Source organism: Variovorax sp. SPNA7, assembly GCF_033807855.1.
Classification (GTDB): Bacteria; Pseudomonadota; Gammaproteobacteria; order Burkholderiales; family Burkholderiaceae_C; genus Variovorax; species Variovorax beijingensis.
Window position 1 is genome coordinate 2,523,558 of the sequence record NZ_CP138513.1, and the last position, 23,657, is coordinate 2,547,214.

Genomic DNA, 23,657 nt, shown 5'->3' on the forward strand with positions numbered 1-23,657 from the left:
AGAGACGGCAGCCATGAAGACCGGTTCCACCATCGTTATCGTGGGCGCCGGCCTGGCGGGCGCCGAAGCCGCGTTCGCGCTACGCGATGGCGGCTACGAAGGACGCCTCGTGGTGGTTGGGCGCGAGGCCTGGCCTCCTTACGAGCGTCCGCCCCTGTCCAAGGCCTTCCTCCAAGGCGAACTGCCACGTGACAGGCTCTGGCTTCGTCCCGCCAAGTCGTACACCGAAGAGAACATCGAACTGCAGCTGGGCACCGAGGTCACGGCCATCGATCGCGCGCAACGCTGCGTGCACCTGAACACCGGCGCGGTGCTCGGCTACGACAAGCTGCTGCTGGCCACGGGCGGTGAAGCGCGCCGCCTGACGATCCCCGGCGCCGAACTCGAGGGAGTGTGCGAACTCAAGTCGCTCGACGATGCGGATCGCCTGCGCGCCGAGTTGGTGGAAGGGCGATCGGTCGTCATCATTGGTGGAGGCTATGTCGGCATGGAATTCGCAGCCACCGCCTGCCAGGCCGGTTGCCAGGTCACCGTGCTGGAGAGCCAGGGCAGGGTGTTGTCGCGCTCTCTTTCGGCGGTGATCGCCCGATTCCTGCAGAACGAACATGAAAGGCGCGGCGTGCGCGTGCTCACGCATTCGAGCGTGACGCGCATCGAGGGCGATGAGCACGTCAACGCCGTGGTCCTCTCGGATGGCACATGGCTTCCTGCCGATGTGGTGCTCGTGAGCATCGGCAACGAGGCCAGCGACGCGCTGGCACGGGGTGGCAGCCTGCCCGTCAATCGCGGCATCGTGGTCGATCGCGAGGGACGCACCACCGATCCGCATGTGTTCGCCGCGGGCGATTGCACGGTCAGTCGGTGCGAAGGCTTCGATGCACCGCTGCGGCTGGAGTCGGTGCAGCATGCCACCTTGCAGGCGAGGCGGGCGGCGGCCGCGATGCTGGGTCAGCCCGCGGGACGCGACGAGGTGCCGTGGTTCTGGTCGGATCAGTTCGACATCAAGCTGCAGATGGCGGGGTTGCCTTTGCCGGGCGATGCCGAGCTGGTGCGCGGCGATCCGCAGAGCGGGCGCTTCAGTGTCATCTATCAAAACGCCGATCGCCTCACGGCGATTCAATGCGTCAACGCGTCAGCCGACTTCGCGGCGGCCAAGAAGATGATTACCGAGAGGCGCAGGTTCGCCCTCGCGTTGTTGAGCGACCCGCTTGTCAGTCTGCGCGATGTGCGATCGATCCGGGCGGTGAGCGAATCGGTCCTGTAAATCCTGTTTCGTATATGAGAAATCCCCATGGTCGATATAGCCATCGAAGTCACTGACCGGAAAGGTCGCGTCAGCCAATTTACAGGCACCGAGGGCCTCACGCTTATGGAGGCCCTCAAGAACCAGGGGCTGCCCGTGGCCGCCACATGCGGCGGAGCGAAATCATGCGCCACCTGCCATGTGTACATCGGCGAAGGCTCCGCGCCGGTGGGCCTGCCTGATGAGGATGAAGTCGATCTGCTGTCCGAGTCAGACCACTACCGCGAACGCGTGTCGCGCCTGAGTTGCCAAATCGTGTTGCTACCAGCGTTGGCAGGATTGCACGTTGAGCTGGCCCCTCAAGACTGAAAATGCGTGGGCGACTGCCGCCGAGGCGTTGCGGGGTGTTGATGGAAATTCGGCGCTCTTATGCGTCTGCGAAGATATCAACGCGGCAATCCTGGACGAGTTCGCTGTCATCAAGTGCGAACATCAGGGGCAATCGCTGTACCAAATCAGGCGACACCCAATACTCCTATCTACGCGTACGGGTGCAAATTTCGTCCGTACTGGAGCACGGATGTGCTGATCGCGGCGCTCAAGCAGCTCGATCAGATAGGCGTTTGAGACCGCAAACGATGAGCCAATGAGGATGCCTTAGCCTTGGCACTTGCTTCTTGCGATGCGAGTGCCCCAGGGCAGCATTTGGACGATTGATGGCGAGACTGCGCCCGAGGTGTTGGCGACTGGCCCCGGGGCTTCTTCACGGGTAGCAGGCCAAGACGTGCAGGGAATACGCATGCACGATCGGCCGCGCTGCTGTAGCGAGGCACGTGCAGCTAGGCTTCAAAAGTTTCTGCCACTGAGCGCGCGATATGTAGTGCAGAACTGCGTGCGAGGGTCTGGACCAGTCAGAGATCGACGGGATACGACGAGGTAGCTACTCCAGCGTAGCCCTAAGGAGTCAACACGCTGAAACTGCGGAACCACCACATTCTCACGCAGCTTTAGAGCCAGCCCTTGTCAGTCTACGAAGCTCTTCGAGAAGCTTAGTCGAGGGGCCCGGCAGCATGCCTGCCCGCCGCCGAAAAGCCGTCAAGATCCTCTTGTCGCTTGCGCCGGGGATGTCCAAGGCATCGATCAGTCCGGCCTTTTGCTCCGCGTCGTACATCGGCGCCGGCATCCATCCAAGAAACCCCGAGTGGCCGATCAAGCTCTTGAGCGCCATGACCGAGCGTGTCTCGACGACCACGTTGGGCAGAGCAAGGTTCTGCCGCGCAAATACGCTCTTCATGTGCTCGAACGGTCCCGTCCCCTTTGGAAGGATCGCCCAGCGCTCTGCCAGAGTGTCTGACAGCTTCAGCTTCGGTTTCTTGCGCAGCGGGTGGTGGCGACCCGCGACGACGTAGCTGGTGTCTTCCCATCGGCAGTCCTTGACCGCAACGATCTCGCCCGTGTCCTCGGTGTCGACCCCGAGCGCCAAGTCGATCTCGTGCGAGACGAGCGCGTCCGCCAGCCGATCCCATACGCCTTCGATGATCTGAACCTGAAGGTTCGGCCATTTCTTGCAAGTTCGGCCAATGGCCAAGGGAAGCACAAGGCAAGCGATGCTCCCAACCGCACCGACGCGGATCGTGCCCTTCGCCAGCCCGAGCATGGCCTTGATGTTCTCGCTTGCGTGCTCCGATTCGCGCTGCAGCAGCAGTGCATGCGGCTGCAGCGCCCGGCCCACATCGGTGAGCTGCATTCCCTTTGAATGGCGCTCGAACAGCGGTGCTCCGGCTTGCTCTTCCAATCTGCGAATCGTGCGGCTCAGCGCAGGTTGAGTGATGTTCAGCGCATCGGCCGCTCGCCCGAGGCTGCCCGACGAGACGATGGCGTTGAAAGCGACGAGCTGTTGCAGATCGAAAGTCATGCATGACGGTAATGACTTTTTCTCGAAAAGGCAATTTTCAAGATGGGTGTGCGGTTTCACACTCCCGCCATCGAGACAGCATTGCGAGTTCGCGGTGCACAGCAGGAAAGCACGAATGACCGCACCCGTACCGAATGCCGTTGTCGCAACGGCCACGCAACCCGCAACAAACACCACCACCGTCCGCGAGGCCGTGTTCGACTTGATGCGCCGCTTCGGGATGACCTCCGTGTTCGCGAATCCAGGGTCGACCGAGCTTCCCATGTTCCGCGACTTCCCGAGCGACTTCCGCTACATCCTCGGTCTGCAGGAAGCCTGCGTGGTCGGCATGGCAGACGGCTACGCGCAGGCGACTCGAAACGCTGCGTTCGTGAACCTTCACTCGGCGGCCGGCGTGGGCAACGCCATGGGCAACATCTTCACCGCCTACAAGAACCGCACGCCCATGGTAATCACGGCCGGGCAGCAGGCGCGTTCGATCCTTCCCTTCGACCCGTTCCTGTCTTCGGCCCAGGCGACCGAACTGCCGAAGCCCTACGTCAAATGGAGCATCGAACCTGCCCGTGCGCAAGACGTGCCGCTTGCGATTGCACGGGCCTATTACCTTGCCATGATGCCGCCTTGCGGCCCGGTCCTGGTTTCGGTGCCTGTCGACGACTGGGACCAGTACGCCGACTTGGTTCCGACCCGGGTCGTGAGCACTAGAACGCGTGCGGAGCCCGAACTCATTGCCCAGATCTCGGCTGCGTTGGAGGCAAGCGAGCGCCCGGCATTCGTGGTGGGCGCTGCGGCCGACCGGGACGGCGCGTGGAACGAAGTCGTCGCACTTGCGGAGGCTCACAACGCGCGTGTGTGGGTCGCTCCGATGTCGGGACGCTGCAGCTTTCCGGAAGACCATCGCTTGTTCGCCGGTTTCCTTCCGGCATTGCGCGAGCGCATTGTCGAATTGCTCGAGGGCCACGATCTCATTCTGGCCATTGGCGCGCCGGCATTCGCCTATCACGTCGAAGGCGCCGGACCTCATGTGCCTGTCGGCGCAGCCCTCTGCCAGTTGACCGAGGATCCCGATACGGCGGCCTGGGCGCCCGTCGGCATCTCGGCAGTCGGCAGCATCCGGTTGGGCGTGCTCGATCTGCTGGCCCTGCCGCCGAAGAAGACGCGCCCGCTTCCCCCCGCGAGAAAGGCCGCGCCGCGCGCAGAGCCGACGCCGTTGATGTCGGTGGCTTACGTGCTCCAGACGCTCGCCGAAGCAAAAAGGCCGGAAGACATCGTGGTCGAAGAGGCGCCGAGCGCAAGGCCCGTGATGCAGGCCTATCTGCCCTTCACGCGCAGCGAAACCTTCTACACCATGGACAGCGGCGGACTCGGCTACGGCATGCCCGCGTCCGTGGGCATCGCCTTGGGCAAACCGCAAAGCCGGGTCATCTGCCTGATCGGTGACGGATCCAGCATGTACTCCATCCAGGCGCTTTGGAGCGCGGCGCAGAACAAGCTGCCGATCACCTTCGTGATCCTGAACAACCGTCGCTACGCCGCACTCCAGGACTTCGCACCGGTATTTGGCTTTTCGCCCACCGATGTCGTGCAGGGCACGGAACTCCCCGACCTCGATTTCCAGTCGCTGGCCAAAGGGATGGGATGCGCGGCATTGCGCGTGACCGATCCGGCCGATCTGCGCAAGGCACTCGACCAGGGCTTGTCCAGTGACACGCCATGCGTCGTGGAGGTCCGAGTCGCCTGACCCCAGCCAATCACTCCCGTTCCAACGGACGACGCATTCTTTCAAACCACCATACGGAGACAAGCCGATGAAGATTTCGATGTTGATCAATGGCGAGCCCACGAACGCTCGCAACGGCGCAACCTTTGAGCGGCGCAACCCCCTGGACGGCAGCGTGGCAACGACCGCACCCGCGGCCACGACGGAAGACGCCGTTGCCGCCGTGGATGCCGCGGCCGAGGCCTTCAAGACCTGGTCGACCACCGGGCCCGGCGAACGCCGCGCGCTGCTCATGAAGGCTTCGCATGCGCTGGAAGCCAAGGCAGAGGCCTTCGCCGCAGTCGTCGCAGCCGAGACGGGCGCATCGGCAATCTGGGCAGGCTTCAACGTCCACCTGGCGGCAGGCATGCTGCTGGAGGCCGCGTCGCTCACGACCCAGATCAGCGGCGAGGTCATCCCCTCGGATGTACCGGGCAATCTGGCGATGGCCGTGCGGCAGCCGGCAGGCGTCGTTCTTGGCATCGCTCCCTGGAACGCGCCCGTGATCCTGGCCGTGCGTGCCATCGCGACGCCCCTGGCCTGCGGCAATACCGTCGTTCTCAAGGGCAGCGAAATCTGTCCAGCCACGCATGGGTTGATCGTCGCGGCGCTGCAAGAGGCCGGCTTCCCCAAGGGCGTGGTGAACTTCGTGACCAACGCGCCTGCCGACGCCGCTTCGGTCGTCGAAGCGATGGTGGCGCACCCTGCAGTTCGACGCGTCAACTTCACGGGCTCGACCCATGTCGGCAAGCTCATTGCCGCCACCTGTGCCAAGTACCTCAAGCCCGTTGTGCTCGAACTCGGCGGCAAGGCCCCCCTGGTCATCCTGGACGATGCCGACGTCGATGCCGCCGTCAACGCAGCGGTGTTCGGTGCATTCGCCAATTCCGGACAGATTTGCATGTCGACAGAACGCGTCGTCGTCGACGAAAGCATCGCCGATGAATTCGTCGCCAAGCTCAGCGCGCGGGCCGCGAGTCTTCCGCTGGGCGACCCGCGGCTGGGGCCCGTCGTGCTTGGTTCGGTGGTGGACATGGGCACGGTCAACCGCTGTAACGCGCTGATCGACGACGCGCTTTCCAAGGGCGCCACGCTCGTCACCGGCGGCAAGGCGAAAGACACGCTGATGCCCGCGACGCTGCTCGATCACGTCACGTCGGAAATGCGCATCTTCCGGGAGGAAGCTTTTGGCCCCGTGAAAGGCATCGTTCGCGTCAGAGGTGTCGAAGCGGCCATTGCTTGCGCCAACGACAACGAGTACGGCCTTGCGGCCGCGGTGTTCGGCCGGGATGTGGCGCGAGCCATTCAGGTGGCAGGGCGCATCGAGTCGGGCATCTGCCATGTGAATGGCCCCACGGTCCACGACGAAGCACAGATGCCGTTCGGTGGCGTCAAGGGCAGCGGTATCGGCCGTTTCGGCGGAAAGGCCGGCGTGGACGCCTTCACCGAACTGCGTTGGCTGACCGTGCAGACCACGCCGCGCCAATACCCGTTCTAGGAAACGCACAAGCGCACAAGCGTCCTTGTCGGACGCCATGTCACTTCGGCGATGCGCCGAGGTGAACGAGCCGTTGCATCCCGATTTTTAAAACTGGAGACAAGAAATGAAATTTTGCTCGATGAGCCACCGGCTTCTCGCCTGCACCCTGATCGGCCTGGGCGCCGCGCCTTTCGTCGCACTTGCACAAGATCAAAAGCCGATCGAATGGGTTGTCGGCTATGCCGCTGGCGGCGGCTCCGACACCGTGGCACGAACGATTGCCGAGGAAATGGGCAAGTCGTTGAAGCGCACGATCATCGTGAGCAACAAGCCTGGCGCCGCAACCAACATCGCCGCTGACTACGTTGCGAAATCCAGAGACTACGGGAACATCATGTTCACCGCCGACTTCGCCACGCTCGCGGCCAATCCGGCGCTGTTTGCCAAGCTGCCCTACGATGCCGAGAGAGACTTCGCGCCGGTCGGCATGCTTGCGCGATTTCCGCTCTTGCTTGTCGTTCATCCGAGCAACCCGGCCAACAACCTGAAAGAGTTCATCGCGTGGGCCAAAGCCAACCCGAACGGTGCGAACTTCGCATCGGCGGGTGCCGGCAGTCCCCAGCACCTGGCTGCGGAGCTGTTCAAGGAACGCACCGGTCTCGCGCTGCAGCATGTGGCGTATCGCGGCGGCGCACCGGCGGTCATCGACCTCGTGGGCGGCCAGGTTCCCTTCGCGCTCATGGACAGCGCCACGGTTCAGCAGTACGTGATGTCGGGCAAGCTCAAGGCGCTTGGCGTGGCCAGCAAGGAACGCCTGAAGAACTTCCCCGACGTTCCGACGCTTTCCGAGCAGGGGCTGACCGGTTTCGATGCGTCTGCCTGGCAGGGCCTGGTCGTTCCCAAGGGAACCCCGCCCGAGACCATCGCCGCCCTCAGCAAAACGCTGCAGGCCGCGCTCGCCTCCACGCCGGTGAAGGCGCGGCTGGAAACGTTGTCGCTCGAAGCATTGCCGGGTACGCCGGAGCAGATGACTTCTTATGTGCGCGCGGAACGCGACCGTTGGGGCGCGGTGATCCGTAAGAACCAGATCCGCCTCGACTGAAGGGCCGGGTCATGAAAACGCAAGTCGCAATCATTGGAGCAGGCCCTGCAGGGCTGATGCTCTCCCACATCCTCCACCTCCAGGGCATCGAGTCGATCGTCCTGGAGACGCGCAGCCGCGAGGCGATCGAGGCCACGATCCGCGCGGGTGTGCTGGAACAGGGCACCGTCGATCTCATGAAAGAGATCGGTGTGGGCGACCGCATGGAACGCGAGGGCTTTCGGCATGAAGGAACGATCCTGCGTTTCGACGGCATCGACCGCCGCATCGATTTTCCGGAGCTGACCGGCGGCAAGGCCGTGATGGTCTACGCACAGCACGAGGTCATCAAGGATCTGGTGGAAGCGCGCCTGGCTTCGGGCGGCGACATCCGGTTCGAAGTCTCGGATGTGAGCCTGCATGGGCTGGAATCCACGTCGCCGAGCGTTCGCTTTCGGCAGCCCGGTGGCGAACTGCAAACCATAGAGGCCGATTTCATCGCCGGCTGCGACGGCACGCAAGGCGTCAGCCGGCCCTCGATTCCACGAGGCGTGTTGAAGGGCTTCGAGCGACTCTATCCGTTCGGCTGGCTCGGCATCCTCTGCAAGGCGCCGCCCTCATCCGACGAGCTGATCTACGCGCTGAGCGACCGCGGCTTTGCGCTCGTCAGCACCCGTTCGCCCGAAGTGCAGCGCATGTACCTTCAATGCGAGCCGACGGACAAGATCGAGAACTGGTCGGACGACCGCATCTGGAGCGAGCTCCGCGCTCGCCTAGCCACCCGCGACGGCTGGGCTCCCATCGAAGGCGAGATCTTTAGCAAGACCGTTGTCGGGATGCGCAGCTTTGTGACCGAGCCGATGCAGTACGGTCGTCTTTTCCTGGCGGGGGATGCTGCGCATGTGGTCCCCCCAACCGGTGCAAAAGGGTTGAACCTGGCGGTGGCCGACGTGCGGGTTCTTGCTCGTGCTATCGCGGAGTTCTACAAGTCAGACCGGGAAGACCTTCTCGAACGCTACAGCGACACCGCGCTGCGACGCATCTGGAAGGCGCAGCGCTTCTCCTGGTGGATGACCTCGATGCTGCATCGCTTCCCGGGTGCCGATGACTTCCAGCACAAGGTGCAGATCGCGGAACTCGACTACGTCACCGGTTCGCGCGCCGCATCGACGGCCTTGGCGGAGAACTACGTCGGGCTGCCCTTCGACGAACTTTTCGACTGATCCGCACACGACCGCCCATGTGCGGTCGATACAAGACACCCTCACTGACCTTGGGCAAATCTCATGTTGTTGAACATCGAAGACTATCGGCGCAGAGCCCGCTCGGTGCTGCCGCGATTCGTCTATGACTACATCGAAGGATCTGCCGACGATGGCCAATGCATGCGGCGAAACGCAGGCGATCTTTCGTCGATCGAGCTCACGCCGCGCGTGCTGCGCGACACCACGCAGGTCGATACGTCCGTCGAGGTCTTCGGCCGGAAATGGGCATTGCCTTTCGGCATTGCGCCTACCGGGCTCAACGGCCTGGTTCGGCCGGAGGGCGACCGCCTGCTGGCGGGCGCGGCCGCCGGTGCGGGAATTCCTTTTTCACTGTCGACGGCCTCCAACATGCGACTGGAGGATGTACGCGCAGCCGCTCCGGGCGGCATCCAGTGGATGCAGCTGTATGTCATGCACCGCGAGATGGCGAGCCAGATCGTCGAGCGTGCCCGAAAGGATGATTACCAGGCGTTGGTGCTGACCGTGGACGTTCCCGTCAGCGGCAACCGCGAACTCGACCTGCGCAACGGATTCCGCATGCCGTTCCGGCCAACACCGCGCCTGGCCTGGGACCTGGTGAGTCACCCCAGGTGGTCGCTTCGGATGGCCCCGCGCGGCGCACCGGACTTCGCCAATCTGACGCCGTCCGGAAGCGGCGCGGGTTCGACCAGCATGCAGGCGGCGTTGCTGGCCCGCGCCATGGACCGGTCGCTCGTCTGGGAATCCCTGGCGTGGCTTCGTGGATTGTGGAAGGGGCCGCTCCTTCTCAAGGGCGTGCTCCATGCGGACGACGCACGCATCGCGGTGGACCACGGCATCGACGGCCTCATTGTGTCGAACCATGGTGGTCGCCAGAACGATGCATCCCCTTCAGCGATCTCGGCGCTGCCCCGTGTCGTGAGTGCAGTCGACGGACGCATCCCCGTGTTCATGGACGGCGGAATTCGTCGTGGTGGCGACGTCGCAAAGGCTTTGGCCCTGGGGGCAGCGGCTGTGTTCGTGGGCCGGCCCACGCTTTACGGCTTGGCGGTGGGCGGGCAACAGGGCGCGGCAGCGGTGCTGAAAATCCTGGCCGACGAACTTGTCCGCAGCATGACCCTGCTCGGCGCGAGCACAGTGCGCGATCTGTCTGGCTTGCCGGGCGGACGGTGACGCCTCAGGCGGTCGAGGCGGCACCGCTTGCGCGGTACGCGCGGGGCGAGAGGTCGAACCGTTGCCGGAATGCCCGGCTGAAGTGGCTCAGATCGTTGAACCCGTGCGCCATCGCGATCGCGGAGATACCGAGACCGGCGCGCGTCGGATCTTGCAGGTCGGACGCTGCACGTTCCAGACGCCGGCGCCAGATGTACCGCGTCAAGGAGGTGTTCTCGGCTTCGAACAACTTGTTGATATAGCGCGGCGACAAATTCAATGCAGTGCTCACCATCGACGTGCCAAGTTCGCACGCGTCGAGATGGCGCTCCACGAAGTCCCTCACGCGCATCAATGCGGTTGCGCGGTATTCCGAGAGCGGCAGTGGTGAGGCCAGGATGACCTCGTCCAAGGCGGCAGACAGCAGTTCGGTGAAGTTCCTGACCACTTTTTCCGATGCGGCCGGCTCGAGAAGCGAGGCCTGCTTGTTGAAACTGACCAGGTAGCCAAAGAGGATCGGACACATCTGGCTCGACTCCGCCAGGCTCCTCGCTGTGATGCGATGAATGCTCGCGGCCCGGTGTGCGATGGCCGATCGCGCAAGTTTGATCGTGATGAGCTTGAACGCGTCGTCAAATCTGAGCGAATAAGGACGCTGTGCGTCGCAGACGGCGCCATCGCCCGCCGTCAACACAACGCTCCTTCCGTCTTGCTCCGCCAAGGCTGTGCCCGAGAGCACGAAGTTGAAAATCAGCGACTCTTCGCCGGAACGCGATATGGCCGAAGGCTGACGGGCCACGCGGTGCGCGGAAGCTTCGATCTGGGCAACGCTCAACCCGTCAAGACGCGATCCCCTGACGGACGCCTCGAAGGCCATGCCGTCCATGGGCCTGCACTCGAGATCGACCAATGCACGGCACACGACGTCCTGCCAATAGCCGAATTTGTCGTGTTGATCGAAGTCGGCAGTGGAAGCGAGGATCGAGGTGGCAGTTGAGGTCGACATGGCGGCCCGCCTGGGGCTGACGTTGCACTTGCTCGGTGCCCGGGCAACGCAGGCCTGGTGCATTGATCCGGATGTCCGGAGTCTGATTGAAATCATGCAAGGTTGATGCCAAGAAAACCCTAGGTCACTCCTCGGCGGAGCGCATCTGCAGCCCCTGCGAAGGGCCGTTCCAGTCAACTTTTCCGGCCGGGCCAACAAAGTCGCGCGTGCCGGAAAAAAGGAAAGTTGGGCAGGCCTTCGCGGAGGGCTGTAACCGCAACGGAGCGCACCTTGAAGACATCGACTCACCTGCAGAACGCCAGCTACACCGGCCTCCTTGGCAACCGCCGCCAGCTGCTTCGCGGCGCGGCAGCGCTCGGCGCCGTGGCGGCCCTTGGCCAGGCCAGTTCGGCTTGGGCAGCCGACAAGGACACGATCAAGATCGGCTACATCAGCCCGAAGACGGGTCCTTTCTCGCCGTTCGCCGAAGCCGACGACTTCATCCTCGATCAGGTGCGCAAGTCGCTTGCAGACGGGCTGACCGTGGGCGGCAAGAAATATAAGGTCGAGATCCTGGCGCGCGACGACCAGAGCAGCCCGGACCGGCAGTCCAACCTGGCGGCCGAGCTCATCAACAAGGAGAACATCGACCTCATGCTGGCGCAGGTGTCGATCGGTCCCAATGCATCGCAGCAATGCGAACTCAACGGCGTTCCCTGCATCTCGACGGTAGGTCCGTGGCAAGCCTGGCTGTTTCCCCTCAAGGGCGATCCGGCCAAGGGCTTCAAGAGCGTCTTCCACTTCTTCTGGGGCCTTGAAGACATCGCCGACGTGTACCTGGACATCTGGTCCGACGTGCCATCGAACAAGGTCGTCGGATCGGTCTTCAGCAACGACGTGCCGGGCAATGCCATGGGCGACATGAAGCTTGGCATGCCCGGGGCCTTTGCCAAGGCTGGGTACAAGGTCGTGGACATCGGCCGGTTCCCCGCCGGTGCCGACGACTTTTCCTCCTACATCCAGGCCTTCAAGAAAGACAACGTCGAAATCGTCACCGGCCTGTTCAATCCGCCCGAGTGGGCTTCGTTCGTCAAGCAGTCCGCGCAGATGAACTTCAAGCCGAAGGTCGCGACTGTGGCCAAGGCCTTGCTCTTCCCCGGCGGGGTCGCTGCACTCGGCCCGCGTGCCGACGGCATGTCGACCGAGATCTGGTGGACGCCTGCCTACCCGTTCAAGTCGAGCCTCACCGGCCAGACCGCCAAGCAGTTTGCTGATGCGTATACCACCGCCACAAAGCGCGAGTGGACGCAGCCCATGGGAGTGGTTCACGCGCTGTTCGAAGCTGGAATCCAGGCGCTCAAGGCCAGTGGCGACCCCAAGGACCCGGTCAAGGTAGCCAACGCTGTGCGCGTGATGAAACACGACACCATCATCGGCAAGCTCGACTTCGCATCGAGCGGCATCAAGAACGTCTCCAAGATACGCGTCGTCGGGGGGCAATGGCGAGTGAACGCCGCAGGCAAGCCGGAGCTCTTCATCACGAACAACAAGACGGCGCCGGAGATTCCCGTGCAGCGCAAGTTCGAACTCCTGAAGCTCGCCTGAGGAACTGCCATGCTGCTCGAACTGCGCGATGCAACCAAGCGCTACGGCGACATGGTCGTCATCCCGAAACTCTCGCTTTCCGTAGCGGACGGCGAATTCATCGGAGTGATCGGTCCCAACGGCGCAGGCAAGAGCACCATGTTCGGGCTCATTTCCGGAAGCACGCGCTGCGACAGCGGCAGCGTCCTTCTCGACGGCACGGACGTCACCACGCTGGATGCAGCGCAGCGATGCCGTGCTGGCATCGGGCGCACCTTCCAGATTCCGCAGCCGTTCGAAGGCATGACTGCCTATGAAAACGCGTTGGTCGCCGCGACCTTCGGCAGCAGCGGGAGGGGGAGCGCCGCACAGGCATTGGCGATAGACGCGATCGAACGCTGCGGCCTCGCTCCCGTCGCGAACAAGCTGGCCGGCACGCTCACGCTGCTTCAGCGAAAACGACTCGAGCTTGCGCGTGCGATCGCCACGCAGCCACGCCTGTTGCTGCTCGACGAGGTGGCCGGAGGGCTGACCGACGGCGAGATGCAGCAGCTGCTGCAGCTGATCGTCACGATTCATCAAAGCGGCGTCACCGTTCTCTGGATCGAGCATCTGGTGCATGCCTTGGTTTCGGCGGCGGATCGTCTGGTGGTGCTTGCAAGCGGTGCTGTCATCTGTGATGGCGATCCCAGATCGGTCATGGACGACCAGACTGTGCGGGACACATACCTCGGCTCCGACATCGGCGAGGAGGTCGACCATGCTGCGCACTGAACGACTCGATGCGTACTACGGCCTGTTCCAGGCATTGTTCGGTCTCACGTTCGAGGTCAAGCCAGGGGAAACCGTGGCCTTGATTGGATCGAACGGTGCGGGCAAATCGACGCTGCTTCGTTCGATCATCGGTTCGGTTCGCGCACGCCCCGACGGGGTTCAGCTCGATGGCCGGCCCGTGGGCGGCGACCCGGAGCGCAAGCAACTCGATCGCGGCATCGCACTGGTGCCGGAAGGCCGACGGTTGTTTCCCAGCCTGACGGTTCGCGAAAACCTTCAACTGGCCATGCGCAACGGACGCAAGGGGCCATGGACCATCGAGCGCCTGATGAAGGAGTTTCCGGTGATGGAAGCCTTTCAGCACCGCCCGGCGACAGCCTTGTCGGGTGGCCAGCAGCAACTCGTGGCGCTCTCGCGCGCGCTGGTCTGCAACCCCAGCTATCTGCTGTGCGACGAGATCTCGCTCGGGCTCTCCCCGGTTGCCGTCAACGAGGTTTACGAACTCCTCGGGCGGGCCCGCAGCGATGGCTTGGCCGTCGTGCTGGTGGAGCAGAACGTCAAGCGTGCGCTTTCCGAATCCGATCGCTTCTATTGCATCCAGAAGGGGCGCGCGGTGCTGGAAGGCTCGTCCGAGCATGCGGACCATGCGCAAGTTGCCCAAGCCTACTTTGGAATCTGACATGCAAGCTTTTCTCGAGACCATCGCAGGCGGGCTGATGCTCGGTGCGCTCTATGCCCTTTTCGGACTGGGCCTCAGCCTGAGCCTCGGCGTCATGAAGATGATCAACATCGCGCACGGCGATCTGATCGTCCTGGGCGCCTATTTGTGCAGCACCGCGATGCAAGTTGTGGGCGTCGGCCCATTCCTCTCGTTGCTCGCCGTGGTTCCCATGATGTTCGTCATTGGCTATGTGCTGCAAAGAGTCTTGCTCAATCGCGTCGTCGGCAGGGGAGCGCTTTCGCCGCTGCTGCTGACCTTCGGTCTCTCGATCGTCGTGCAGAACGTCCTGCAGGAGGTCTACACCGCCGATACGCGCAGTCTTCAGGCCGGCGAGTTTGCCTTGCGGGGATTCGAACTGGGCGGCGTGTCCATAGGGCTGTTGCCGCTCGCCTCGACATTGATCAGCGTGGCCATCTTTGCGGGTACCAGTTGGCTGATCGGTCACTCCCATCTGGGGCGGCAGGCGCGTGCCGTGGCGGACGACCCCGGCACCGCGCGTCTGGTCGGCGTCAATGACCGCAATTTCTTTGCGCTGGTCACCGGCTTTGTGCTCGCCGTGATCGCGCTGGCGTCGGTGATGTACGGCATCAGGACGCCGTTTTCCCCCACGGCAGGGCCCGAGCGCCTGCTGTACTCGTTCGAGGCCGTTGTGCTCGGCGGTCTTGGCAATGTCTGGGGCACGTTCATTGGTGGTTTGATCATTGGCGTGGCACAGCTCCTTGGTGCCAAGGTGTCGTCGGGCTTTGGTCCCTTCTTCGGGCACCTGGTCTTCTTGATCGTGCTGCTGGTACGTCCACAAGGGCTTTTTGGAAAGGGCTCCCGATGAACTCGGTCGCATTGATGGACGGGGCGCGGCCCCGCAAAGCGGGGAGGGCGGTAGTTGGCGCCGCCTTGCTCATTGTGGTGGGTGCCTTGGCTTTGGCGCCGTGGTTCACGAGCTTCGCAACGCAACGTCTCCTTGTGGAAATTTTCACCGTCTTCGCGATGGCCCTGGCCTGGAATCTGCTCGCTGGCTACGGCGGATTGGTTGTCGTTGGGCACCAGATGTTCGTCGGCGTGGGGGCCTACGCTCTTTTCGCCCTATCCAACGGGCTGGGAGTCAACCCCTGGATGATGTTACCGCTGGCAGCGGCAGCGACTGCGCTTTTCGCATTGCTGAGCGCACTGCCGATGTTTCGGCTCAGCGGCGCACACTTTGCGGTGGGCACCTGGGTTCTTGCGGAGATGCTGCGTATCCTGACGCTCAACAGCGAATGGCTGGGCGCCGGGGGCGGCATGCCGCTCGAAGCACTTGGAAGCTTCGATCGTTGGACTCGCAACGCGGGTGTCTATTGGTCCGCGCTGATCACCGGCGTTGGCGCACTCTTTATCGCCCGCCTGATGCTCAGGGGCAAGCTGGGCTTGGCGCTGATGAGCGTGAGGGATTCGGAGGCTGCGGCGGCCGCATCCGGCGTTTCGATCCAGCGAGCCAAGCTTGCGCTCTGGGTCATCGCGGGATCCATCACCGGGCTCGCGGGAGCCGTGGCCTACATGAACACGCTGCAGGTGACGCCGGATGCGACCTTCTCGTTGAACTGGTCCGCTGCGGCCATCTTCATTGCAGTCCTGGGCGGTATCGGAACACTGGAAGGCCCCATTCTGGGAACGATTCTTTACTTTCTTCTGCGCGAATCCTTCGCCACCTACGGCTCCTGGTATTTCATCGGTCTCGGTTCGCTTGCCATCGCCACCATGGTGTTCGCACCTGGCGGTGCCTGGAGCCTTGTGACTCGGCGATGGGCCATCGATCCATTCGGCGTGCGACGCGACATGCCCCGCCGCTGAAATTCGGTCCCTCTCTCAATTCATTCGCAGTCAAGGAAATCCAGATGTCCGAAACAGCTTTCAAGGTGGCCGTCGTTCAAGCTGCCCCGGTGTTCCTCGATGCAAAGGCATCCACGGAAAAAGCCATTGGCCTGATCGCTGAAGCGGGGGCGAACGGCGCGAAGCTCGTGGCGTTTCCGGAGGTGTTCATTCCGGGCTACCCCTGGTGGCTGTGGCTTGGTGCTCCGGCATGGGGGATGCAGTTCGTCTCCAGATACCACGCAAACTCCCTGCGAGCCGACGGACCGGAGCTGGCGGCAATCGCCGCTGCCGCGAAGATGTCGGACATCAATGTCGTGATCGGCTTTTCCGAGATCGACGGCGGGTCGCTGTACATCAGCCAGGCGCTCGTCAGCGACAAGGGCGAGGTGGTGTTCAAGCGCCGCAAGCTGAAGCCCACGCACGTCGAGCGCACATTGTTCGGCGAGGGTGACGGGTCCGACTTCCAGGTCGTCGACAGCAGCGTCGGTCGTCTTGGCGCGCTGTGCTGCGCGGAACACATACAGCCGCTTTCGAAGTACGCGATGTACTCGATGCACGAACAGGTGCACGTGGCGTCCTGGCCTTCGTTCACCCTGTACCGTGGCAAAGCCTATGCGCTCGGACACGAGGTCAACCTGGCCGCCAGCCAGATCTATGCGCTGGAAGGGGGCTGCTACGTGCTTCACGCGAGTGCGGTCACCGGGCAGGACATGTTCGACGCGCTGTGCGACACGCCTGAGCGATCGGCGCTGCTCAATGCCGACGGCTGCAAGCCCGGCGGCGGCTACTCCATGATCTTCGGACCGGACGGACAACCTTTGGTGGCACACCTGCCGCAGGACCAGGAAGGCCTGCTCTATGCAGACATTGATCTGGCCAGCATTGCCGTGGCCAAGGCGGCTTACGACCCTTCGGGTCACTACGCTCGTGGCGATGTCGTACGGCTCATGGTCAACAAGAATCCGCGCCGGACGAGCATCAGTTTTGGAGAAGGCATCACCGATCAGGCGCAATGGACAGAAGCCAGGCCGGATTGAATTCCTGCGTCCAACGCGCCCTCTGCTGCGGGTTGGTGTCGTAATCCCAAATCGCCGACTTAACTCAATACCTCGGGCTGGTCACAAACTTCCAATCGTGTGCGTGCCTATCTCGGCACGACAGCTCTGCGTAGCCCCTGGGCCTTGGACGATTTTTTCCTGTATCGCATATCGCGCGTGGTGCGCGCGGGCAGGGCGGCCGTGCGCATTTCTCCAACAATCGTGCACGGCACTCATACGCGGTCGGCCGCGCAGTTCGTAAAGTCTCACCAAGGCATTGCCGACGCCACAGCACAGGCAAGCAGCACGCCGAGCTTGGGAGAACCACAGATGCGACGGACGGAATTCGTCGCGTACGCGGCAGACATGAAGACTCATTTCACACAAACTCAGTTGGCCGAACCGCAAATCGCGGAGGCCGCCGACATCCTGCAGAGCTGCCAGCACTTTGGCTTTTGCACATCCGGCTGCCCGACCTACGTTCTGCTGCACGACGAGAACGACGGTCCGCGTGGCCGTATCGACCTGATCAAGGAAATGCTTGAATCTGGCGGGGCGCCGTCGCCGAAGACTGTGAAGCACCTGGACCGTTGCATGTCCTGCATGTCCTGCATGGGAACCTGTGCCGTCAAGGTGGATTACATGCATCTAATCGACGTGGGACGCGCCCACATCGAAAAGACGTACCGGCGCCCTTTGGCTGAGAGGTTGTTACGCGGTGCCTTGGGCTTCGTGCTCCCGCGCAGGAACCTGTTCAAGCCCGCGCTCAGCCTGGGTCGGATCGCAGCGCGTTTTGGCCGCTGGATGCCCCCGGCAGTGCGGCCGCTGCTGGAGCTACTGCCGCCCGCAGGCTCATCCGATCCGGCAGACACCGTCGGACAACGCAACTACCCGGCAGTAGGCGTTCGCCGATGGCGGGTCGCACTGCTTGAAGGCTGCGTCCAGCCTGAGATTGCCCCGCACATCAATGCGGCCACCATTCGCATGCTGACTCGCTTCGGCTGCGAGGTCGTCATGCCAGAAGCTGCTGGTTGTTGCGGCTCGCTCAACCTGCACATGGGAAAGCAGGAAGCCGCTCGCAGTTTCGCCAGGGCGAATGTTGCCGCTTGGCTCAGTGAACTCGATCGAGGCGGGCTCGACGCCATTCTCGTCAATGCATCGGGCTGTGGAACCACAGTGAAGGACTACGGCCATTTGTTGAAGGGCGATCCCGACTTCGAGCAGGGCGCGCAGCGAGTAGCCGCCATTGCAGTCGACGTGTGCGAGTGGCTCATGCGTATCGGAGTCTCTGCCCCGACGACACCCCGACGCCATAAGGTTACCTATCACGATGCGTGCTCTCTGCGAAATGTGCAGAAGGTAACGCAACCTCCAAGGGCACTGTTACTCAAGGCCGGCTATTTTGTTTCCGATGTGCCGGAGGCCCATTTCTGTTGTGGCTCCGCCGGAACCTACAACATGCTCCAGCCCGACCTCGCCAGGCAGCTTGGCCAGCGCAAGGCAGAAAACTTGGCCAGCACTCATCCTCAGATCGTGGCGGCAGGCAACATCGGCTGCATCACGCAGATCGGATTACACAGTCCCACGCCGATCGTACACACGGTGGAGTTGCTCGACTGGGCCTATGGCGGGCCAGCGCCTCTGGCGTTGCGAAACGCGAGCCTCGAGGAAATTGCAATTGACAAGGTGGCGGACGAGCCGGTCGCCTCGTCATCTGAACAACCCGTCCACTTCTATCCGGGCGAGACGTCGAAGGACATGGGCGTTTGGTAGGCCCTCACTCCAGCAGGAATCCAATCATGAAAAACATACAGAACTTCCTGGCCCAGGTCCGCAGCGACTTGGGTGACCAATGGGTCGACCAGCGGCCCGAGACACTGGTGCGTTACGGAGAGCACACCCTGCCCGGGCAGGCAAGAGCGCCTTCCGCTGTTCTATTCCCTGAGTCAACGGCCCAGGTGGTTGCCATTGTCAAAGCCGCCAACGAGTTCGGCGTCGCGCTCTATCCGATCAGCACGGGTAACAACATCGGCCTGGGTTCGCGTGCCCCGGCACGTGCGGGACAGGTGGTGGTCGATCTCGGCTACCGTATGAACCGCATCCGCGAGATCAACGAAGAGACCTGCTATGCGGAGCTAGAGCCTGGCGTCAGTTTCCAGATGCTGCGCGACGAGCTCCGACGCCGCGGTGACAAACTGATGGTCTCCGCCACTTCGGGACCGCCGCATGGCGGAATTGTCGGTAACGCAATGGATCGAGGCGCCGGCTATGGGCCGTACTTCGATCACTTCGGGATGACCTGCGGCATGGAGGTCGTGCTCGGCAACGGCGAGGTGATCCGCACCGGCGACGGCAGCCTGGACACGGAATCGCTGGTGAACTGGCACGTGTCGAAGTTTTCCTTCGGTCCGGCCTTGGACGGTCTGTTCGCGCAATCGAACTTCGGCATCGTGACGCGAGTGGGCGTGTGGCTCATGCCGCGACCGCCGGCCTCGCGGTCCTTTCATTTCGTGTTCCCCGATGATGAAGATCTGGCGGAAATAATCGAGTTGTGCCGGCCGATGAAGCTCTCCAACTTCGTGCCGTCGCTCTTTCGCATTGCCAACGACTTGTATGCGATGGCGCCGGACGAGCGCAACCCGGAGTACCTGGAGGGCAGCAGACAAAGCATCTCAGGCGTCGCACGCAAGGCACTTCAAGGCAAGCACGGGCTCGGCGCGTGGCAGGTCTCGGGCATGTTCTACGGTGCGTCAACTGCGGCGATCGAGCCGCTGGTCGCGCGTGTGCGCGGGCACTTCGAGCGCAGCGGAAAGGCTCGCTACATCGGGCATGATGAAGCATTGAACATTCCAGCGCTTCGCATCGCGATCGATTCAATGTCGGGTGAGCCGAGCGCAGGCGAGTTGGGCATGCTGCAGTGGCGTCCGGGTAGCGGCAACTCGTGGTTCCTTCCGGGCACGCCCATGGTGGGCAGCCAGGCGATGGAACTCGACCGATTGGGCCGTTCGATTTATGAGAAGCATGGCATGGACTACATCGTCATGCACGTGGCGTCGGCACGCTTCGCCCGCGGTCTTCACGTCCTGGTCTGGAACAAGGATGACCGGGGCGAGAACACAAGAGCGGATGCCTGCTATCGCGAACTCACACTTGAATTCTCCAAAAGGGGCATCGGCGTTGGCCGTGCGCCGGCCGACTACGCAGATCTGCACATGGAGCAGATGATGCCTTCCCTGCGGTGGGCATGCCAAGCCATCAAGCAGGCGCTGGACCCCAACGGCGTCATCAGCCCAGGCAAATACGGCATCGATCTGCCAGGAGCGGAATAATGGCACTCCACGCAAATGGTCTAGAACCCGCTCGTTCCTCGCGCATGGTGGTTGCCGGCGGTTGCGGCGGTATTGGGCGCGAGTTGGTCGCCCAAGCTGCGGCGAGTGGCATTGACGTCATCGTGCTGGATTTGCCGCAGAGCATTCGCGATGACACGAAAGTCGAGGGGGCGCGCTATGTCGGGTTTGATGCTGCGGACCCGGCCACCATCGAAGCGTCAGTCGCCGATGTCGCAAGACAATGGGACCGCGTCGATTCGTTCATTTTTCTTTGCGGCTATCCCATCTTGCCGCGTCGCCCGCTCGCTGAGGTTTCCCTGAATCAGTGGAACCATCTAATGGCTGTGAACATGACCTCGGCCTACTTGCTTGCCAACGCACTGCTGCCCATGCTGCGCAAGAGTGAGCAAGCGGCAATCGTCACCGTAGCCTCCTCCCTCGCCTATCAGGTGATGCCGGGAATGGGGGCGTACGCATCGTCCAAAGGCGGTCTGGTGAGTCTCACAAAGGCGCTTGCGATGGAATGTGCGCCGCGCGTGAGAGCCAATGTCGTCGCCCCGGGCGCAGTGGAAACCGACTTTCTCGCCGGCGGCACGGGAAAAGCCGAGGGCGAGGCGGACCGAAGCTGGTTCGACGCTATGGCGGAGAAGTACGTCGCAACCGTTCCTTTGGGACGGGTAGCGACGCCCGCCGACGTGGTCGGGCCCATTCTTTTTCTGGCCGGACCGGCATCCGGCTACATGACCGGCCAGGTGTTACACCTCAATGGCGGCAGACTCACACCCTAAGCCCCCGGAGCACCCGATGAGTCTGCAAACTGAGGGGCCGAACCACGCTGGCGACACCGAGTACCAGTATGTATCCGGACAGTTCCGCGGCAGTTTTGCTTCCCTGTTTTCCCGGTTCGACGCACTCAACGTCCAAGCCTTGACATCGAATTGCTGGCAATTGGATCTCCGGTACGGACCGCATGAGCGGCAAACTCTTGATCTCTGCCCTGCCGTCGGTGTGGCGCGCGGCACGGCCTTCTACTTTCACGCCGGTTACTGGCACTCGCGCGACAAGGCGCAATTCCGTTTTCTTGCTCCGCCCTTGGCCGATGCCGGTTTCAATGTGGCCATGGTCAACTATCCGCTGTCTCCGGACGTCCGGATTCCGCAGATCACCGAGGCGGTGCGTGCTGCGGTTCCCGTGCTCATCGCGACGCTAGCTGACCGCCACAAGAGCCTGCCGCTGTTCTTGTGCGGGCACTCAGCCGGCGCTCATCTTGCGATCGAGCTTGCCGCGAACACGTCTTCGGCATGGCAATCGCAGGTGTCGGCCGTCATCTGCATCAGCGGTCTGTTTGACCTTGTTCCCTTGGTGAACACCTCACTTAATCAAAAGCTGGTGCTGGACCATTTGGACGCGCACGATTGCTCGCCTCTGTACCGGGTGAGATCGAACGAGCTTCCGGAGGGCTATTTTTTGGTGGGGGGTGATGAAACCCCCGCGTTTCAGGATCAAAGCCGAGCCATGGCTCAGCGCTGGGCCAGCGCCGGTAACCGAAGTCGATTTATTGCCGTAGCGGGGCAGGACCATTTCAGCGTCTTGGACGCGCTTCAGGGTCCAGGTGGCTTGCTGCTCGCGCTTCTGAGCGAGCGGTCTACGGGCTGCTAAGAGACCTCGCCAGATGTGGCCCGGTATTGGCTTGGAGTCAGGCCGAATCGCCGCTTGAAGAGATGATTGAAGTGGGGGATGTCATTGAAGCCGCTGCGATAGGCGATTTCGGCCACCGTGGTGTCGGACAGCTGCAGGAGCTTCTCGGCCGCCATTTGCAGTCGCGTTGCCATCAACACTGTCGAAAAATTCGTGTCCATCTCGTGCAAAATCTTTTGCACGAGCCGGGGCGAGATGTGAAGATGCTCGGCGACACGTTGTAGCGACAATTCGGGATCGGTCGCTTGCTGCCGGATGTAGTGCGCGATCGCCTGCTGGCGGATTTCTCTGGACTCGGCCGTCGCGATGCCTGCCCGGGTTGCGGCTATCTTCAGCAGGTTGCAGACGTTATCGGCCATCAGTGTCATCTCGTCCGAGGTGACTGCCGACTGTTGGCTGGAAAGCTCCTTAAGATACGAGATCAACATACTGGCAACAGGCTCGGCTGGCCGTAGCAGCAGCGAGTGCGAGCGCAAAAGCGTAGGCAGCCGCTCCTCGATGGTGCGCGCCGGCAAGCTCGCGACGATGCGGTGTACGGGGCCTGGAAAGCGCACGCGCATCGATTTTCTGCCGTCCACAATTGCCAGGCTCCCCGGCGACAGCACGTTGCGAGAATCCCCGTGAGAGAGGTACGCATCTCCGTCCAACTGCCAGCTGACCAGGTAGCCTGAACGGCCGGCGTCCGAGAAGGAATCGCCCGGACACGAAACTTCATGCGGTCCGCTAAGGAAATCCGCGCAACTGATCTCCCCGTCGCGGCGCGCCGAAATACACGCCGAGAAATCCCGCGCCGAAAGCTTGCCGATGTCCACCTTATGGATCATCTTGCTCACGGAGCTACGCCACCAGTCGCCGCGCTGTTGCGGCGCCATGGCTTGCGTTGACATCGAGACGACTTCCATTTTTTCCGCGCTTTAGAGTTGTCCAAACACATGCAAGATCCCAGCCAGCCGCTGCCATAGTGGTCATCTGGCGTAGCTGCCGTCTCTCTTTTGCCGTGGAGAGTTCTGCAAAAGTTACTCCCGTGTGCGCCGCGGCGCGTACTTACCGAAGACGCGGCGTTCGGCTTAAGTACCGCAAGCTGCCGGGCCTTGGCCGCTGCTCCCGAATCATCTTGCTGAATCGCAGCGCTGTCGATCAGGTTTTGCCCTCGCTGCACGACCAGCTTTTCGTGATTCCCAGGGCAGATCGTGCGCCGGCATTGTCGTGTGCGCGAATCCGATTCGAGTGAGTCCGATGGTCAAGGTGATCGACGATGCGGCCATACGCTTCGTCGAAGCTGATTCGTAGTGGAAATCCATATTGGGTCAACTTCACAATCCTGGCGGCTCCGGTGTACGGCGCGACCAGTGCACTTGACCTCATTGGCGGCTCTAAACGCGCGCGTTGCCTTAGCACGGCAGCCGCCTCAAACCCTTCCATGATGGGCAGGCACAGGTCGAGCAAGACTGCGCGGTAGTGCATCCAGGTTGCCTCCCGGACAGTCTCCAGCCGATTGTGGGCCGTACCGGTACAACAACTTCAGAGTTGCTCGATTCAGCACAGCTAAGTGAGCAGCGCGGCTCTCATGCCCGGCGCGTCTGGCTTGGTCTGGATCACACGGTCGATGGTGCGATGCAGTCTGCTGTTGCGCTGCACGGGTTGGATGGTGACTTGGCGGGCGATGATGGGCCAACCCATGGCCATGGCTCTATCGTTAACGCAGCACTCGGCGCGGCGTTCGTCGTCGAGAAGGGAATCGAGTATCGCTGACACTTCACGCTCCTGGCCATTACTTGCTACTTTGCCGCTTGGGCATTTGGTTGGGGCA

At 62.5% G+C, this 23,657-nt stretch carries 22 protein-coding genes; 18 read left to right on the forward strand and 4 right to left on the reverse strand.

Annotation, left to right across the window (positions count from 1 at the left end; genetic code table 11):
- Positions 1 to 13: 13 nt before the first annotated feature.
- Together RZE77_RS11690 and RZE77_RS11695 are read left to right on the forward strand one after the other, a co-directional pair.
- Positions 14 to 1,264 (forward strand): NAD(P)/FAD-dependent oxidoreductase, encoded by a 1,251-nt coding sequence (locus RZE77_RS11690; RefSeq protein WP_319441982.1) that lies wholly within the window; start codon positions 14 to 16, stop codon positions 1,262 to 1,264.
- A 27-nt stretch (positions 1,265 to 1,291) separates the two neighbouring features.
- On the forward strand, positions 1,292 to 1,612 hold the full coding sequence (locus RZE77_RS11695; protein WP_319441983.1) for a 2Fe-2S iron-sulfur cluster-binding protein: 321 nt from the start codon (positions 1,292 to 1,294) through the stop codon (positions 1,610 to 1,612).
- A 628-nt stretch (positions 1,613 to 2,240) separates the two neighbouring features.
- Here RZE77_RS11695 and RZE77_RS11700 read toward each other — a convergent pair.
- Positions 2,241 to 3,158, reverse strand: a complete 918-nt coding sequence (locus tag RZE77_RS11700; protein WP_319441984.1) for a LysR family transcriptional regulator — start codon at positions 3,156 to 3,158, stop codon at positions 2,241 to 2,243.
- Between the two features lie 115 nt (positions 3,159 to 3,273).
- On the opposite strand from RZE77_RS11700, the gene mdlC reads away from it, so the two are divergent.
- From mdlC to RZE77_RS11725, 5 genes are all read left to right on the forward strand, one after another.
- Positions 3,274 to 4,899: a benzoylformate decarboxylase gene (mdlC, locus tag RZE77_RS11705; protein WP_319441985.1), complete on the forward strand. Its 1,626-nt coding sequence runs from the start codon at positions 3,274 to 3,276 to the stop codon at positions 4,897 to 4,899.
- Between the two features lie 67 nt (positions 4,900 to 4,966).
- Positions 4,967 to 6,415: an aldehyde dehydrogenase gene (locus tag RZE77_RS11710; protein ID WP_319441986.1), complete on the forward strand. Its 1,449-nt coding sequence runs from the start codon at positions 4,967 to 4,969 to the stop codon at positions 6,413 to 6,415.
- A 106-nt stretch (positions 6,416 to 6,521) separates the two neighbouring features.
- Positions 6,522 to 7,499, forward strand: a complete 978-nt coding sequence (locus RZE77_RS11715; RefSeq protein WP_319441987.1) for a Bug family tripartite tricarboxylate transporter substrate binding protein — start codon at positions 6,522 to 6,524, stop codon at positions 7,497 to 7,499.
- A gap of 11 nt (positions 7,500 to 7,510) precedes the next feature.
- Entirely contained in the window at positions 7,511 to 8,701 is a 1,191-nt protein-coding gene (gene pobA, locus RZE77_RS11720; RefSeq protein WP_319441988.1) for a 4-hydroxybenzoate 3-monooxygenase, read from the forward strand.
- A gap of 63 nt (positions 8,702 to 8,764) precedes the next feature.
- Positions 8,765 to 9,895, forward strand: a complete 1,131-nt coding sequence (locus tag RZE77_RS11725; protein ID WP_319441989.1) for an alpha-hydroxy acid oxidase — start codon at positions 8,765 to 8,767, stop codon at positions 9,893 to 9,895.
- 4 nt (positions 9,896 to 9,899) lie between these two features.
- Here the strand turns inward: RZE77_RS11725 and RZE77_RS11730 are convergent, their stop codons facing one another.
- A complete protein-coding gene (locus RZE77_RS11730; RefSeq protein ID WP_319441990.1) occupies positions 9,900 to 10,880 on the reverse strand; it encodes an AraC-like ligand-binding domain-containing protein in 981 nt (326 codons plus the stop codon).
- A 270-nt stretch (positions 10,881 to 11,150) separates the two neighbouring features.
- Between RZE77_RS11730 and RZE77_RS11735 the strand changes: the two genes are divergently transcribed.
- The 10 genes from RZE77_RS11735 (at position 11,151) to RZE77_RS11780 (ending at position 21,808) form a co-directional block, all read left to right on the forward strand.
- The gene (locus tag RZE77_RS11735; RefSeq protein WP_319441991.1) at positions 11,151 to 12,464 is read left to right on the forward strand and encodes an ABC transporter substrate-binding protein; all 1,314 of its coding nucleotides are present in this window, start codon (positions 11,151 to 11,153) and stop codon (positions 12,462 to 12,464) included.
- A 9-nt stretch (positions 12,465 to 12,473) separates the two neighbouring features.
- A complete protein-coding gene (locus RZE77_RS11740) occupies positions 12,474 to 13,217 on the forward strand; it encodes an ABC transporter ATP-binding protein (RefSeq protein WP_319441992.1) in 744 nt (247 codons plus the stop codon).
- Positions 13,204 to 13,896, forward strand: a complete 693-nt coding sequence (locus tag RZE77_RS11745) for an ABC transporter ATP-binding protein (RefSeq protein ID WP_319441993.1) — start codon at positions 13,204 to 13,206, stop codon at positions 13,894 to 13,896. Before RZE77_RS11740 ends, RZE77_RS11745 begins: the two co-directional genes overlap by 14 nt.
- 1 nt (position 13,897) lies before the next feature.
- Positions 13,898 to 14,764: a branched-chain amino acid ABC transporter permease gene (locus RZE77_RS11750; protein ID WP_319441994.1), complete on the forward strand. Its 867-nt coding sequence runs from the start codon at positions 13,898 to 13,900 to the stop codon at positions 14,762 to 14,764.
- Positions 14,761 to 15,762: a branched-chain amino acid ABC transporter permease gene (locus RZE77_RS11755; RefSeq protein ID WP_319441995.1), complete on the forward strand. Its 1,002-nt coding sequence runs from the start codon at positions 14,761 to 14,763 to the stop codon at positions 15,760 to 15,762. Before RZE77_RS11750 ends, RZE77_RS11755 begins: the two co-directional genes overlap by 4 nt.
- A 44-nt stretch (positions 15,763 to 15,806) precedes the next feature.
- Complete coding sequence (locus RZE77_RS11760) at positions 15,807 to 16,820, forward strand: nitrilase (RefSeq protein ID WP_319441996.1); 1,014 nt, start codon at positions 15,807 to 15,809, stop codon at positions 16,818 to 16,820.
- Between the two features lie 144 nt (positions 16,821 to 16,964).
- Complete coding sequence (gene glcF / locus RZE77_RS11765) at positions 16,965 to 18,593, forward strand: glycolate oxidase subunit GlcF (RefSeq protein ID WP_319441997.1); 1,629 nt, start codon at positions 16,965 to 16,967, stop codon at positions 18,591 to 18,593.
- Positions 18,594 to 18,619: 26 nt separating this feature from the next.
- Positions 18,620 to 20,149, forward strand: a complete 1,530-nt coding sequence (locus RZE77_RS11770) for an FAD-binding oxidoreductase (RefSeq protein WP_319441998.1) — start codon at positions 18,620 to 18,622, stop codon at positions 20,147 to 20,149.
- A complete protein-coding gene (locus tag RZE77_RS11775; RefSeq protein WP_177192900.1) occupies positions 20,149 to 20,937 on the forward strand; it encodes an SDR family NAD(P)-dependent oxidoreductase in 789 nt (262 codons plus the stop codon). The genes RZE77_RS11770 and RZE77_RS11775 overlap by 1 nt, the downstream gene beginning before the upstream one ends.
- 16 nt (positions 20,938 to 20,953) lie before the next feature.
- Entirely contained in the window at positions 20,954 to 21,808 is an 855-nt protein-coding gene (locus RZE77_RS11780) for an alpha/beta hydrolase (protein WP_319441999.1), read from the forward strand.
- On the opposite strand, the gene RZE77_RS11785 is transcribed toward RZE77_RS11780, so the two are convergent.
- Together RZE77_RS11785 and RZE77_RS11790 are read right to left on the reverse strand one after the other, a co-directional pair.
- Entirely contained in the window at positions 21,805 to 22,749 is a 945-nt protein-coding gene (locus RZE77_RS11785; protein WP_319442000.1) for an AraC family transcriptional regulator, read from the reverse strand. The two genes, RZE77_RS11780 and RZE77_RS11785, sit on opposite strands and share 4 nt — an antisense overlap.
- A gap of 235 nt (positions 22,750 to 22,984) precedes the next feature.
- On the reverse strand, positions 22,985 to 23,311 hold the full coding sequence (locus RZE77_RS11790) for a response regulator (protein ID WP_319442001.1): 327 nt from the start codon (positions 23,309 to 23,311) through the stop codon (positions 22,985 to 22,987).
- A 63-nt stretch (positions 23,312 to 23,374) separates the two neighbouring features.
- Here RZE77_RS11790 and RZE77_RS11795 point away from each other — a divergent pair, with 63 nt between their 5' ends.
- Complete coding sequence (locus tag RZE77_RS11795; RefSeq protein WP_319442002.1) at positions 23,375 to 23,599, forward strand: hypothetical protein; 225 nt, start codon at positions 23,375 to 23,377, stop codon at positions 23,597 to 23,599.
- Positions 23,600 to 23,657 lie beyond the last annotated feature (58 nt).

Coding starts and splice junctions, on each gene's coding strand:
- RZE77_RS11790 (WP_319442001.1), bottom strand. CDS start 23,311: ATGCACTACCGCGCAGTCTTGCTCGACCTGTGCCTGCCCATCATGGAA.
- RZE77_RS11755 (WP_319441995.1), top strand. CDS start 14,761: ATGAACTCGGTCGCATTGATGGACGGGGCGCGGCCCCGCAAAGCGGGG.
- RZE77_RS11775 (WP_177192900.1), top strand. CDS start 20,149: ATGGCACTCCACGCAAATGGTCTAGAACCCGCTCGTTCCTCGCGCATG.
- RZE77_RS11730 (WP_319441990.1), bottom strand. CDS start 10,880: ATGTCGACCTCAACTGCCACCTCGATCCTCGCTTCCACTGCCGACTTC.
- RZE77_RS11780 (WP_319441999.1), top strand. CDS start 20,954: ATGAGTCTGCAAACTGAGGGGCCGAACCACGCTGGCGACACCGAGTAC.
- RZE77_RS11715 (WP_319441987.1), top strand. CDS start 6,522: ATGAAATTTTGCTCGATGAGCCACCGGCTTCTCGCCTGCACCCTGATC.
- RZE77_RS11710 (WP_319441986.1), top strand. CDS start 4,967: ATGAAGATTTCGATGTTGATCAATGGCGAGCCCACGAACGCTCGCAAC.
- RZE77_RS11750 (WP_319441994.1), top strand. CDS start 13,898: ATGCAAGCTTTTCTCGAGACCATCGCAGGCGGGCTGATGCTCGGTGCG.
- RZE77_RS11740 (WP_319441992.1), top strand. CDS start 12,474: ATGCTGCTCGAACTGCGCGATGCAACCAAGCGCTACGGCGACATGGTC.
- RZE77_RS11700 (WP_319441984.1), bottom strand. CDS start 3,158: ATGACTTTCGATCTGCAACAGCTCGTCGCTTTCAACGCCATCGTCTCG.
- RZE77_RS11745 (WP_319441993.1), top strand. CDS start 13,204: ATGCTGCGCACTGAACGACTCGATGCGTACTACGGCCTGTTCCAGGCA.
- RZE77_RS11690 (WP_319441982.1), top strand. CDS start 14: ATGAAGACCGGTTCCACCATCGTTATCGTGGGCGCCGGCCTGGCGGGC.
- RZE77_RS11725 (WP_319441989.1), top strand. CDS start 8,765: ATGTTGTTGAACATCGAAGACTATCGGCGCAGAGCCCGCTCGGTGCTG.
- mdlC (WP_319441985.1), top strand. CDS start 3,274: ATGACCGCACCCGTACCGAATGCCGTTGTCGCAACGGCCACGCAACCC.
- pobA (WP_319441988.1), top strand. CDS start 7,511: ATGAAAACGCAAGTCGCAATCATTGGAGCAGGCCCTGCAGGGCTGATG.
- RZE77_RS11785 (WP_319442000.1), bottom strand. CDS start 22,749: ATGGAAGTCGTCTCGATGTCAACGCAAGCCATGGCGCCGCAACAGCGC.
- RZE77_RS11770 (WP_319441998.1), top strand. CDS start 18,620: ATGAAAAACATACAGAACTTCCTGGCCCAGGTCCGCAGCGACTTGGGT.
- RZE77_RS11695 (WP_319441983.1), top strand. CDS start 1,292: ATGGTCGATATAGCCATCGAAGTCACTGACCGGAAAGGTCGCGTCAGC.
- RZE77_RS11760 (WP_319441996.1), top strand. CDS start 15,807: ATGTCCGAAACAGCTTTCAAGGTGGCCGTCGTTCAAGCTGCCCCGGTG.